The organism is Zoogloea sp. GDB6, assembly GCF_056724105.1.
Genome location: NZ_CM161497.1, coordinates 1,104,563 through 1,116,673, shown reverse-complemented (window position 1 = coordinate 1,116,673; position 12,111 = coordinate 1,104,563). Strand labels below are relative to the sequence as shown.

Below are 12,111 nucleotides of genomic sequence, written 5' to 3'. Positions count from 1 at the left end.
ATCCTTCAGGGCGAGCCGAAGCTCCCTTACGTCATATGACTTTACCGGGGTTCATCAACCCTGCCGGATCCAGCGATGTTTTGATGCTGCGCATCAATTCCAGCTCGATCCCTGACTTGTAAGCCGGCAGAATATTTCGCTTCAGCTGGCCGATACCGTGCTCAGCCGAAATGGATCCATCCAGGGCGGCCACCAGGTCATGGACGATGCGGCCCACTGCGGCGGTGCCGCCGATGAAGGCGTCGTTCTCTTCGCGCAGGGGGCGCGACAGGTTGTAGTGGAGGTTGCCGTCACCGAGGTGGCCGAAGGCGACGATGCGGACGCCCGGATGGGCGGCCCGGAGGGCCTCCCCTGCCCGGTCGAGAAACTCGGGGATGGCGCTGATCGGCACGGAGACATCGTGCTTGATACTGAAGCCTTCCCGCTTCTGCGCTTCCGAGATGTTCTCCCGTAGGGACCAGAGTGCGGCAGCCTGGCTCTCGGAGCTGGCAACCACGCCATCATGAACCGCGGAATCGGCAATCGCCCTTTCGAGCTCGGCCTCCAGGAGTTCGGCCAGGCCGGCATCCCGGAGGGTGTCGGTCAGTTCGACCAGCACGTACCACGGATGAGCCGCCTGCAGGGGGTCACGCGTACCGGGGATGTGCTGCAGCACGAGTTCGAGGGAAGTCCGACTGACCAGTTCGAAGGCGGTGACCCGGTCGCCGGCCATGCCGCGCAGACGCGACAGCAGCGCGACCGCAGCAGCGGGACTGGCAACCGCCAGCCAGGCGGTGACGCTGCTGCGCGGGCGGGCGAACAGCTTGAGGGTGGCGGCGGTGACGATACCGAGGGTGCCTTCGGCGCCGATGAAGAGGTGCTTGAGGTCATAGCCGGTGTTGTCCTTGCGCAGGCTGCGCAGGCCGTTCCAGACCTGGCCGTCGGGCAGGACGACCTCCAGCCCGAGCACCAGTTCGCGAGTGTTGCCGTAGCGCAGCACCTGCACGCCGCCAGCGTTGGTGGAGATGACGCCGCCGACTTCGCAGGAGCCTTCGCTGGCGAGGGACAGGGGAAAGAAGCGGTCAGCCTCCAAGGCCGCAGCCTGGACGATGGCCAGCGGCGTGCCGGCCTCCACGGTAATTGCGTTGTTGGCCGGGTCGACACGGCGGATGCGCCGTAGTCTGGACAGGTTGACCACGACCGCCAGACCGTCGGTCAGCGGTGTGGCGCCGCCGCATAGGCCGGTGTTGCCGCCCTGGGGCACGATGGGGACACCACTATCCACGCAGGTTCGTACGACGGCGGACACTTCTGCGGTATCCGCGGGAAAGACGACAGCCTGCGCTGCTCCGGTGTAGCGGCCGCGCCAGTCGGTGAGGAAAGGCGCCATGTCGTGATGGGCAGACAGGCAATGGGGCGTGCCGACGATTTCGCGCAGGGAGTCAATCAGTGCGGACATGAGGTGGAACTCGCTAGGCAGGAAGGGAAAACATGGCCCCGCGGCTTGCCGGGAAACGCGCTCTATCAGCGTTGTTCCAGAGCGCGCCGGATGGCCGGCAGGGCGACTTCGACGGCGGCCTCGCCTTCGGCGATGGCTTCGGCGCCTCTGTGATAGTCCATCAGCCCGAGTTGGGCAAGGCGCGGGGAGATCAGCACGTCGGCGGGCTCGCCCGCCATGCGGCTGCGGGCGATACGGACGGACATGATGGAGATGCTGTCCTGCATCACGCTCAGCATGGAGGGCAGCTCTGCGACGGCAGTCTCGTCGGTTGCCGCGGGATTTGGGGGGGCCCTGCCATTACCGTTGCGGCCAAAGCGGGACAGCAGTTTGCGCGACCAGTGTGCGTCGCCGTTGGTGCCCCCCTGCCCTGCCGGCGGCCGGTTGCGCCAAGCCCAGCCGACCACGTCGGAGTTGAGTTCGACGGCGATGACCAGGTCGGCCCCCATGGCGCGGGCAAGCGATACCGGCACCGGATTGACGAGGGCGCCGTCCACGAGCAGGCGGCCGTCCTGCCAGACCGGGGCGATGAGGCCGGGTAGCGCGATGGACGCGCGCACGGCGGCGGAGACGCTGCCTTCCCGCAGCCAGATTTCGTGGCCACTGTGCAGATCGGTGGCGACGCAGCCGAACTGGTGCGGCAGCGCGGTGAAGTCGCGGTCGACGAACTGGCGCTCGAAGAAGGAGATCAGCCGATCCCCCTTGATGAGCCCGCCCCGCAGCCCCATGTCCATCAGGCCGACGACGCGCTGCCAGCCCAGGCTTTCGACCCAGACCGCAAGTTTTTCGACGTCGCCGGCGGCGGCCACGGCTCCGACGAAGGCACCGATGGAGCAGCCGCTGATGATGGTCGGCTCGATACCTTCCCGGGCCAGCGCCCGCAACACGCCGATATGCGCCCATCCCCGCGCGGAACCGCTGCCGAGTGCGATGCCGATGCGGTGAGGGCGTTTCATGGGAACGACTTAGATCGGCTCGGCGTAGAGGTCGTGCACGTCACAGTCGGTGATGCGCACGCGGGCGAACTCACCGGCCTCCAGGTTCTCTCCGGCGGGGATGATGACCATGCCGTCGATCTCCGGTGCGTCGCCAGGCGAACGAGCCAGGGCGCCCTCCTCATCGATTTCGTCCACAAGGACGGTCATCTCGCGGCCGATGAAACGCTCGAGGCGCTCGGTGGAGATGTCTTCCTGGAACTCCATCAGCTGGATGCGGCGCTCTTCGCGGATCTCCTCGGGCACGGCGCCGGGCAGATCGTTGGCCGCCGCGCCTTCGACCGGCGAGTAGGCGAAGGCGCCGACGCGGTCGAGCTTGGCTTCTTCGAGGAACTGCAGCAGTTCTTCGAAATCGGCGTCGGTTTCGCCGGGGAAGCCAGTGATGAAGGTGGAGCGGATGGTGAGATCAGGACAGATCTCGCGCCAGCGGCGGATGCGCTCGAGGTTGTTCTCGGTGCTGGCCGGCCGCTTCATGGCCTTGAGGATGCGCGGGCTGGCGTGCTGGAAGGGCACGTCGAGGTAGGGCAGGATCTTGCCTTCGGCCATCAGCGGGATCAGCTCGTCTACGCTGGGGTACGGGTACACGTAGTGCAGGCGCACCCACACGCCGAGGTCGCCGAGGGCGTTGCAGAGATCGTAGATCTTGGTACGGACGGGCTTGCCGCCCCAGAAGCCGGTGCGGTACTTGGTGTCGACGCCGTAGGCGCTGGTGTCCTGGGATACCACCAGCAGTTCCTTGACGCCGGCGTTGACGAGGTTCTCAGCCTCGCGCATCACGTCGCCGATCGGGCGGCTGACGAGGTCGCCGCGCATGGACGGGATGATGCAGAAGGTGCAGCGGTGGTTGCAGCCTTCGGAAATCTTGAGGTAGGCGTAGTGGTTGGGCGTGAGCTTGATGCCCTGCGGCGGCACCAGATCGATGAAGGGATCGTGGGGCTTGGGCAGGTGCTTGTGCACCTCGTGCATGACCTCTTCGGTGGCATGCGGGCCGGTGACGGCCAGCACTTGCGGGTGCGCCGCCATCACCACATCGTCCTTGGCGCCGAGACAGCCGGTGACGATGACCTTGCCGTTCTCGGCCAGGGCCTCGCCGATGGCGTCGAGGGACTCTTCCACCGCGGCGTCGATGAAGCCGCAGGTGTTGATGACGACGAGATCGGAGCCCTCGTAGGATGGGGAAATCTCGTAACCCTCAGCCCGCAGGCGGGTGAGGATGTGCTCGGAATCGACGAGCGCCTTCGGACATCCGAGGCTAACAAAGCCCACTTTGGGGGCGGCCGGGTGCTTGGCTTGGGTCATGCGTTGAAAACCTGAAGGGGAAAAGCACAAGGGCCGCGACAACAGCGCGGCCCCGTTGATTTATTTCTTGGGTGTGCCCGGCGGCTCGCTGGCAGCCGCTTGCGGGTCTTTCTTGTCGGCGGGGAAACCCGCGCCGAAATTGGGGAACTGGAACCCGGAGAACAGATTGCGCGTCTGGCTGTCGAGCTGCTCCTGCATCTGCGTGTACATCTTCTTGCTCTGTTCCATGTACGCGCCCATCATGCTCTGCATGGCCGGTCCCTGGAAGTTCAGAAACTGAGCCCACAGATCCTGGTTGACGGTGGCATTGTCACCGTAGACCGAACGGACCTGCTCCTGCATCTTGGCCTGCATGTCGGTGAAGGCCTTGATGTTGTTCTCGAGGTACTTGCCCATCATCCCTTGCATGGCATTGCCATAGAAGCGAATCATCTGGGACAGCAGGTCGCTGGTGAACATGGGCGCACCACCGGCCTCCTCTTCGAGAATGATCTGCAGCAGGATGTTGCGGGTGAGATCCTCCCCCGTCTTGGCGTCGACAACCTGGAAATTGGCGTTTTCGAGGACGAGTTCCTTGACGTCAGCGAGCGTGATGTAGGAGCTGGTCTGGGTATCGTAAAGGCGGCGGTTCGGGTACTTTTTTATCAGGCGAATTTGATCGGCCATCTGTGTCTTCTCCTTGGCGAGAGGGTCGCCGCGGATGATTATACTGCGCTGCGCAAGAAAAAGCCCCGCACGGGGCGGGGCTTCCGTGAGGCATTTTGCAACCGATTACTGGTAGTACAGGCCGCCGTTCACGTTGAGGGTGGCGCCGGTGACGTAGCCAGCCAGTTCGGAGGACAGGTAAACAACCGCCGCGCCGATTTCTTCCGGCTTGCCCAGACGCTTGACGGGCACGGTGTCGATGATGGCGTTACGGACTTCTTCCTTGATCGCCATGACCATGTCGGTGCCGATGTAGCCCGGGGCGATGGCGTTAGCCGTAACACCCTTGGTGGCCAGCTCAGCAGCCAGGGCCTTGGTGAAGCCGATCACGCCAGCCTTGGCGGCGGAGTAGTTGGTCTGGCCGGCCTGACCCTTGACGCCGTTCACGGAGGAGATGTTGATGATACGGCCCCAGCCACGCTCGGCCATCTTCGGGGAGATGGTGTGGGTGACGTTGAACAGGCTGGTCAGGTTGGTGGCGATGACGGCATCCCACTGACCCTTTTCCATCTTCGGGAAGAACTTGTCGCGGGTGATGCCGGCGTTGTTCACCAGGATGTCGATCGGGCCGACTTCAGCGGTGATCTGCTCGATCGCGGCCTTGCATTGTTCGTAGTCGGAGACGTCGAAACCGTACACCGGAACGTCCAGGCCTTCGGCCTTGCGGGCTTCAACCCACGCATCCTTGGCGGGATCGCCCGGGAAGAAGTTGCCGACCACGCGGACACCAGCGGCAGCCAGGGATTTGACGATTGCAGTGCCGAGACCACCGACTGCGCCAGTAACGAGAGCGATGCGTTGAGTCATTTACTTTCCTTTTTGTTGCGGTGCCAGATGAACACCGATTAGAACATATGCTGACCGCCGTTGATAGAGATGTTGGCCCCGGTGACGAAGGCCGCCTCGTCCGATGCCAGATAGGCAATCAGACCGGCGATCTCCTCCGGCTTGCCGAGGCGACTCATCGGAATCTGCGGCAGGATCTTGGTTTCGAGGACCTCTTGCGGAATGGCGGTGACCATCTTGGTGCCGATGTAGCCCGGCGAGATGGTGTTGACCGTCACTCCGGCCTTGGCCACTTCCAGCGCGAGCGCCTTGGTGAAGCCGTGCATCCCGGCCTTGGCGGCGGAGTAGTTGGTCTGCCCGAACGCCCCCTTGATACCATTGACCGACGACACGTTGATGACACGCCCCCACTTGCGCTCGACCATGCCGTCCATGACCTGCTTGGTCATGTTGAAGACGCTGTCGAGGTTGGTACTCATGACGGCGTCCCAGTCAGCCTTGGTCATGCGCTTGAAGGTCATGTCGCGGGTGATGCCGGCGTTATTGACCAGCACATCCACGGGGCCGATGTCGGTGGTGACCTTCTCGACGCATTGCTTGCAGGCGTCGAAGTCGGCCACGTCACAGGGATAGGCCTTGAAGCCATAGCCCATGTTGTTCATGGTCTGCAGCCATTCGCCAGCCTTTTCGTTGCCAGGCGAGTAGGTTACGACCACCTTGTAGCCAAGGGCAGCCAGCTTGATGCTGATCGATTCCCCCAGGCCTCCCATACCACCGGTCACCAGTGCTACTCGTGCCATGTTTTTCTCCCTCCTTGTCTTGATGTATGCGGGGGTCGCGCTGACGTCGGCAGTGCCCCCGGAACCCGCTCACTGCCGACGTGTTCTGTATTTGTTTTGTCGGTCTTTGGTGTGGCAGCTCAGGCTTTTTCTTTTACATAACGTCCGGGCGCAGCCTCAATCACCTTGTGCTTTGCGTTGCCCGGCTTGTTTCGCGCAGCTACCAGACTGCCACTGCGCGGTTTGAGCCATTCTATCCAGTGCAGCCACCAGCTGCCCTTTTGTTCTGTGGCAGATTGCAACCATTCTTCGGGAACCGAGGCGGCGGAATCGCTGGTCCAGTAGCTGCGGCGGTTTTTGGAGGCCGGATTGATGGCGCCGGCGATATGGCCGCTGGCACCCAGAACGAAGGTGGTCTCGCCACCGAGGATCTGACGGACCAGGTAGGCGCTGGTCCACGGCACGATGTGATCTTCGCGGGTGGCGAGCAGGTACGCTGGCAAATCGACCTTGCCGAGGTCCACCTTGACGCCGAGCATCTCGAGCTTGCCGGGTACGCGCAGGTTGTTCTCGAGGTACATGTTGCGCAGGTACCAGGCGAGGAAGGGGCCGGCCAGGTTGGTGCTGTCGGAGTTCCAGTACAGCAGGTCGAAGGCTTCCGGGGTCCGGCCTTTCAGGTAGTTGCCGACGACGTACTGCCAGATGAGGTCGTTGGCGCGCAGGCTGGAGAAGACCTGGGCCAGCTCCTGGCCGCGCAGCAGCCCACCCTTGCCGATAGCCGCCTCGCGGGCGGCCACCGAGGCTTCGTCCACCAGACAGCCGATTTCGCCGGCGTCGCTGAAGTCGAGCAAGGTGGTCATCAGCGTGAGGCTTTCGGCGGGGTCTTCACCCTTGGCGCGCAGCACGGCGAGTGCGGACGACAGGATGGTGCCGCCGACGCAGAAGCCGAGCACGTGGGGTTTTTGCACCTTGGTGACTTCACGGACAACCTGCAGTGCAGTGATGGGGCCTTTCTCCAGGTAGTCGTCCCAGCCGAAATGGGCCTCTTCGGCCTTGGCATTCTTCCAGGAGACGAGGAAGACCGTGAAGCCCTGCTCGACGATGAAGCGCACCAGGGAGTTGGCCGGCTGCAAGTCCATGATGTAGAACTTGTTGATGCACGGCGGAACGATCAGCAGCGGCGTCTTGTGGACCTTGTCGGTCAGCGGCGCGTACTGGATGAGCTGGATCAGCTCGTTTTCATAGATGACGGAGCCCGGCGTGGTGGCCAGGTTATGGCCGATCTCGAAGGCCGAGTCATCGGTCATGGAGATGCGGCCCTTCTCCATGTCACCGATCAGATTCTTGATGCCCTGGGTGATGCTCTCGCCCTTGGTATCGAGGGCCGTCTTGATGAATTCTGGGTTGGTCGCCGCGAAGTTGGACGGGGACATGGCCTCGACGTACTGGCGGGTAAGGAACTGCATGCGCGCCTTGGCGCGACCGTCGGCGATGGGCAAAGCGTCGGCGAGCTTGCCGAGGTAGTCGGAATTGAGCAGATAGGCCTGACGGATGTAGTCGTAGACCGGACTGGAGGACCACTCGGGCGCGTTGAAGCGGCGGTCGCCCGGCTGGGGCTGCACCATCGGCTCGAGGGGCTCGCCCGGCTTGGCCTGGGCGATGCTCGCCCACAGGCGGGCGTGGGCTTCGGCCAAGGACTTCTGCAGCGCGGCGAGTTCCGCGGCTTCGGGCGGCGGGACTTGCTGGGCCGCGGCCGGCGCCACCTGCTGGAGCGCAGCGTTCTGCTTGCCGAGGAAATCGAGGAAACCTTCAGCCAAGGACTGGCCAAACTTGAACATGCCCTGCAGGGCCTCTGCGGACTGCTCCGGTGTTACAGACATCCAGCTCTCCTTTGTTGTATCCGACCAGGAAAATCACAGCGCAGTTGTTGCCGGAGCGGGCAGACGCAGCCGGGCGGCACGCGTCTCGACCCCGGGCCCGTACGACGGCCTGTAGAATCCGGGTATGTATATTGTCGCTATCGCTTGGATTTTCGTCGCCTTGATGGCCACCGTGACTGAAACCACGGTTGTCGGCGCCGTTCTTACGTTCTTGTTCTACGGGCTTGCGCCGCTCTCCCTGTTTGTGTGGATTTTTGGCACGTCGGCCCGCCGCCGTCGCCGTTTAGCCCAGCGCCCGCTCGGCGAGGGGGTGGGCGAAGACGATGGAGGCAATGCCGGCGGCAATCAATAATACCTGCTGGATGGTGGCGCGCAATTCCGTACGCTTGTGCAAACCCGGAATGAGATCCGCCACGGCCACGTAGATCATACTCGCGGCCGCCAGGGCAAGGAACATGGGCACCAGCGCTTGTACTCGGGACAGCGCGAAGTAGGCCAGCAGGCCGCCGACCAGGGTTGCGACGCTGGAGAGCAGGTTGAAGGCCAGGGCTTTGGTGCGGCTGTAGCCGGAGTGCAGCAGGATCAGGAAATCACCGACTTCCTGCGGGATTTCGTGGGCGATGATGGCCAGCCCGGTGACGATGCCGAGGGGCGTGCTTTCGACGAAGGCCGCCGCGATCAGGATGCCGTCCACGAAGTTGTGGAAGGTGTCGCCGACGAGGATCAACAGACCGCTGCGCCCGTGGTCGTGACCGCCACCGCCATGGTGGTGGTGTTCGTGGCCGTCGCAGCCTTCGTCGTGGCAGTGGCGCCACAGCACCAGTTTTTCCAGCACGAAGAAGATCAGGATGCCGGCGAGCACGTTCATCGCAGCGCGCTCGGGGGTTTCCGCTGCTTCGATGGCGTGGGGCAGCACCTCCAGGAAGGAGGCGCCGAGCAAGGCGCCGATGGCGTAGCTGATCAGGATGGGAACCCAGTTGGGGCGCGCCGCAAAGGCGAACCCGGAGGCGACCAGCACGCTGAGCAGGCCGCCGGCGAAACTCATGAAGATGATCCAGGCAAGGGGAGTCATGGCTCTACAGCTTTCAGGGGGCCGGGCAGTATAGCTTTAGTCTTCGTCTCGACTGCCAGGACTTAGGCCAGCCAGATCAGGCTGGCCATACGGCCGGTCCGGCGATCGCGCCGGTAGGAGAAGAAGCGTTCTTTTTCGGTGACGGTGCAGGCGTCACCGCCATGAACGGCGTGAGCGCCCAACCGGGCCAGGCGCTGGCGGGCCAGCAGATAGATATCGGCGAACCACTTCCCCGGCTGGACGCCGGCGCGGAAGGCCGCATCGGCGGCCGGATCGACAGCCAGGAAAGCGGCACGAACCTCTTCACCGACTTCGAAGGCTTGCGGGCCGATGGCCGGACCGAGCCAGGCCAGCACCGCGGACGGTGGCACGGCCATCTTGTCCACGGTAGCTTCGATGACCCCATCGACCAGGCCTCTCCAGCCCGCATGGGCCGCAGCAACGACAGTGCCGGCACGATCGCACAGCAGCACCGGCAAGCAGTCGGCGGTCATCACTGCGCAGACCCTTCCCGCGACGCGGCTCACCGCCGCATCCGCTTCAGGCACTGCCTCGTGCAGCACAGCCGCGTCGACAACATTGATGCCATGCACCTGGTTGAGCCAGCAGGGTTCGTCCGGCAGTTCGGCACGCAGCACCGCCCGGTTGGCAGCCACCAGGGCCGGCTCATCCCCGACGTGGAGCCCCAGATTGAGGGAGTCGTACGGCGCCGGGCTATTACCCCCGAAGCGGGTAGTGGACAAGGTCCGCACATTGACGGGCGCCGGCCAGTCGGGATGGATCCAGGAGGCTGCGCTCATGGTTTGGGGCTCTCGCGCAGAATGGCCAGCAGGCTCTCGATGTCGGCGGCCAGCGGCACGTCCCAGCGGCCGGCTTCGCCGCTGCGCGGATGGATGAGGCCGAGCTGCCAGGCATGCAGTGCCTGGCGCGGAAAGGCGTCGAGGCGTGGGTCGGCGCTGCGGGCCTTGCCGTAGGTCGTGTCGCCCACCAGCGGGTGGCCGATGTGGGCCATGTGCACGCGGATCTGGTGGGTACGGCCGGTTTCCAGTTGGCACTCGACGAGGCTCGCACGAGCGAAACGCTCGACGACGCGGTAATGGGTCACTGCCTCGCGGCCGCCGGGCACGACAGCCATCTTCGTACGCTGGACCGGGTGGCGCCCGATCGGCGCATTCACCACCCCGCTCGGCGACGGCTCGCCATGCACCAGCGCGTAGTAGTGGCGCTTGACGGAGCGTGCCTGCAGCTGGCGCACCAGGTCGGTCTGGGCTTCGAGGGTCTTGGCGACGACCAGCAGGCCGCTGGTGTCCTTGTCCAGACGATGCACGATACCGGCCCGCGGCAGTTCACGGAAAGAGGGGTTGTGGAACAGCAGCGCGTTGAGCAGCGTGCCGGACCAGTTACCGCTGCCCGGATGGACGACCAGCCCGACCGGCTTGTTGATGACGGCGATGGTGTCGTCCTCGAAGACCACGTCCAGCGGGATGTCTTCGGCCTGCTCGGCAAGCATCGCCTCGGAGGGTTCCGGACTGACGACGAGGGTCTCGCCGCCCCACACCTTGGACTTGGCGTCCGGCGAGGCACCATTTACGAGGATCCGCCCGGACTTCAACCAGGACTGCAGGCGACTGCGGGAATGTTCAGGAAAAAGGCGCGCGAGGGCTTGGTCTACCCGGAGACCAGCACATTCGTCAGGAATCGACTCGCGTCGCGGCGAAGGGGAAGAAGAGGCTGGGCTATAATCGAGCCAGTCTTCTTCCAATGAGTTTTCAATGGCGCATTTCACCCTGCGTAGTTTAACGCTTACCGGCTTCCTGCTGCTTGCCGGCTGCAGCAGCCTCCCCGATCAGGTGGACGAAACCGTCGGCTGGAACGCCCAGAAGCTGTATTCAGAAGCCAAGGAGTCCATGTCGGATGGCGCCTGGGATCGCGCCATCAAGATGTTCGAGAAGCTTGAGTCGCGCTACCCCTATGGCCGTTACGCGCAACAGGCCCAGCTCGAGGTGGCCTACGCCTACTACAAGTCGAACGAGCCGGCTTCAGCCATCGCCGCCTGCGACCGCTTCATCAAGCTGCACCCCAACCACCCGAACGTGGATTACGCCTACTACCTGAAGGGGCTGGCGAACTTCAACGAAGACCTGGGGTTGCTCGGCGCACTGGCCAAACAGGATTTGTCGGAGCGCGACCCGAAGGCGACCCGCGAGTCCTTCGACACGTTCAAGGAACTGGCTCAGCGCTTCCCGGACAGCAAATACACGCCGGATGCCATGCTGCGCATGCGTTACCTGGTAAATGCCCTGGCGTCCTACGAAGTGCACGTGTCCCGCTATTACTACAACCGCGGCGCCTATGTGGCAGCGGCCAACCGGGCCCAGGGCGTGCTCAAGGACTTCCCCCAGTCGCCGGCCATGGAAGAAGCCTTGTTCCTGATGGTCAAGAGCTACGACGCGCTGCAGATGAACGACCTGCGCGACGACGCCGATCGCGTGCTGCACAAGAACTTCCCGAAGAGCCGCTACTTCACAGCCAACGGCGCGACGTCCAGCAACGTTCCGTGGTGGAAGATGTGGTGAGCGCTGGCACGGCAAATCTCCATGGATGAAGCGGTCCGCCTCGCGCTCGCCAAATGGCCGAACGTGCCCTCGTGCACGGGCTGGCTGCGCCTGAGCCGGCGCGGGGAATGGTGGGTGCCCGAAGGGCCGATCCGCCATGCCGGGCTGCGCGGCTTCATCGGCCGCAACTATTTGTCGACGCCGGACGGCCGCTGGTATTTCCAGAACGGTCCGCAGCAGGTCTTCGTTGATCTCGACTACACGCCAACGATCCTGCGCCTTGCTGCCCCCGACCGGCTGGAAACCCATACCGGCCTGCCCGTGGCGGGGCTCGACAGCGCCTGGCTGGACGAGCATGGGAATCTGTTGCTGGGCAGCGAGCACGGCATTGCATTGCTCGACGACCGTGACCTGGCTGCGATGCTGGACCACCTCGACGGTGACCTGGAGGCGGACGACAGCGCCATCACGCTGAACTGGGACGGACAGCACCTGGCCGTCGGGCGTATCCGGCAGGCGGAGGTTTCAGCGCGTTTCGGCTTCATCGACAAACCGGCCTGACC

12 protein-coding genes are annotated in these 12,111 nt (G+C 64.0%); 2 read left to right on the top strand and 10 right to left on the bottom strand.

Annotated features, from left to right (window positions below; translation table 11 throughout):
* Window positions 1-31 precede the first annotated feature (31 nt).
* The 10 genes from AC1PQG_RS05015 to rluD form a co-directional block, all read right to left on the bottom strand.
* Window positions 32-1,438: an FAD-binding oxidoreductase gene (locus AC1PQG_RS05015; protein WP_481121545.1), complete on the bottom strand. Its 1,407-nt coding sequence runs from the start codon at window positions 1,436-1,438 to the stop codon at window positions 32-34.
* A 65-nt stretch (window positions 1,439-1,503) separates the two neighbouring features.
* Window positions 1,504-2,433: a patatin-like phospholipase family protein gene (locus tag AC1PQG_RS05010; RefSeq protein ID WP_481121544.1), complete on the bottom strand. Its 930-nt coding sequence runs from the start codon at window positions 2,431-2,433 to the stop codon at window positions 1,504-1,506.
* A 9-nt stretch (window positions 2,434-2,442) separates the two neighbouring features.
* Window positions 2,443-3,771 (bottom strand): 30S ribosomal protein S12 methylthiotransferase RimO, encoded by a 1,329-nt coding sequence (gene rimO, locus AC1PQG_RS05005; RefSeq protein WP_481121543.1) that lies wholly within the window; start codon window positions 3,769-3,771, stop codon window positions 2,443-2,445.
* Between the two features lie 60 nt (window positions 3,772-3,831).
* Complete coding sequence (phaR, locus tag AC1PQG_RS05000; protein ID WP_481121542.1) at window positions 3,832-4,437, bottom strand: polyhydroxyalkanoate synthesis repressor PhaR; 606 nt, start codon at window positions 4,435-4,437, stop codon at window positions 3,832-3,834.
* 105 nt (window positions 4,438-4,542) lie between these two features.
* Window positions 4,543-5,283, bottom strand: a complete 741-nt coding sequence (gene phbB, locus AC1PQG_RS04995) for an acetoacetyl-CoA reductase (protein ID WP_481115353.1) — start codon at window positions 5,281-5,283, stop codon at window positions 4,543-4,545.
* A gap of 38 nt (window positions 5,284-5,321) precedes the next feature.
* Window positions 5,322-6,062, bottom strand: a complete 741-nt coding sequence (gene phbB, locus AC1PQG_RS04990; RefSeq protein ID WP_481121541.1) for an acetoacetyl-CoA reductase — start codon at window positions 6,060-6,062, stop codon at window positions 5,322-5,324.
* Between the two features lie 119 nt (window positions 6,063-6,181).
* The gene (locus tag AC1PQG_RS04985) at window positions 6,182-7,921 is read right to left on the bottom strand and encodes a PHA/PHB synthase family protein (RefSeq protein ID WP_481121540.1); all 1,740 of its coding nucleotides are present in this window, start codon (window positions 7,919-7,921) and stop codon (window positions 6,182-6,184) included.
* 283 nt (window positions 7,922-8,204) lie between these two features.
* A complete protein-coding gene (locus AC1PQG_RS04980; RefSeq protein ID WP_481121539.1) occupies window positions 8,205-8,993 on the bottom strand; it encodes a ZIP family metal transporter in 789 nt (262 codons plus the stop codon).
* Window positions 8,994-9,055: 62 nt separating this feature from the next.
* On the bottom strand, window positions 9,056-9,793 hold the full coding sequence (gene pgeF / locus AC1PQG_RS04975) for a peptidoglycan editing factor PgeF (RefSeq protein WP_481121538.1): 738 nt from the start codon (window positions 9,791-9,793) through the stop codon (window positions 9,056-9,058).
* On the bottom strand, window positions 9,790-10,755 hold the full coding sequence (rluD, locus tag AC1PQG_RS04970; protein ID WP_481121537.1) for a 23S rRNA pseudouridine(1911/1915/1917) synthase RluD: 966 nt from the start codon (window positions 10,753-10,755) through the stop codon (window positions 9,790-9,792). The genes pgeF and rluD overlap by 4 nt, the downstream gene beginning before the upstream one ends.
* Window positions 10,756-10,765: 10 nt before the next feature.
* Between rluD and AC1PQG_RS04965 the strand changes: the two genes are divergently transcribed.
* Both AC1PQG_RS04965 and AC1PQG_RS04960 read left to right on the top strand, forming a co-directional pair.
* Window positions 10,766-11,569: an outer membrane protein assembly factor BamD gene (locus AC1PQG_RS04965; RefSeq protein WP_481121536.1), complete on the top strand. Its 804-nt coding sequence runs from the start codon at window positions 10,766-10,768 to the stop codon at window positions 11,567-11,569.
* Between the two features lie 21 nt (window positions 11,570-11,590).
* Window positions 11,591-12,109: a DUF2946 family protein gene (locus AC1PQG_RS04960; RefSeq protein WP_481121535.1), complete on the top strand. Its 519-nt coding sequence runs from the start codon at window positions 11,591-11,593 to the stop codon at window positions 12,107-12,109.
* Window positions 12,110-12,111: the final 2 nt, after the last annotated feature.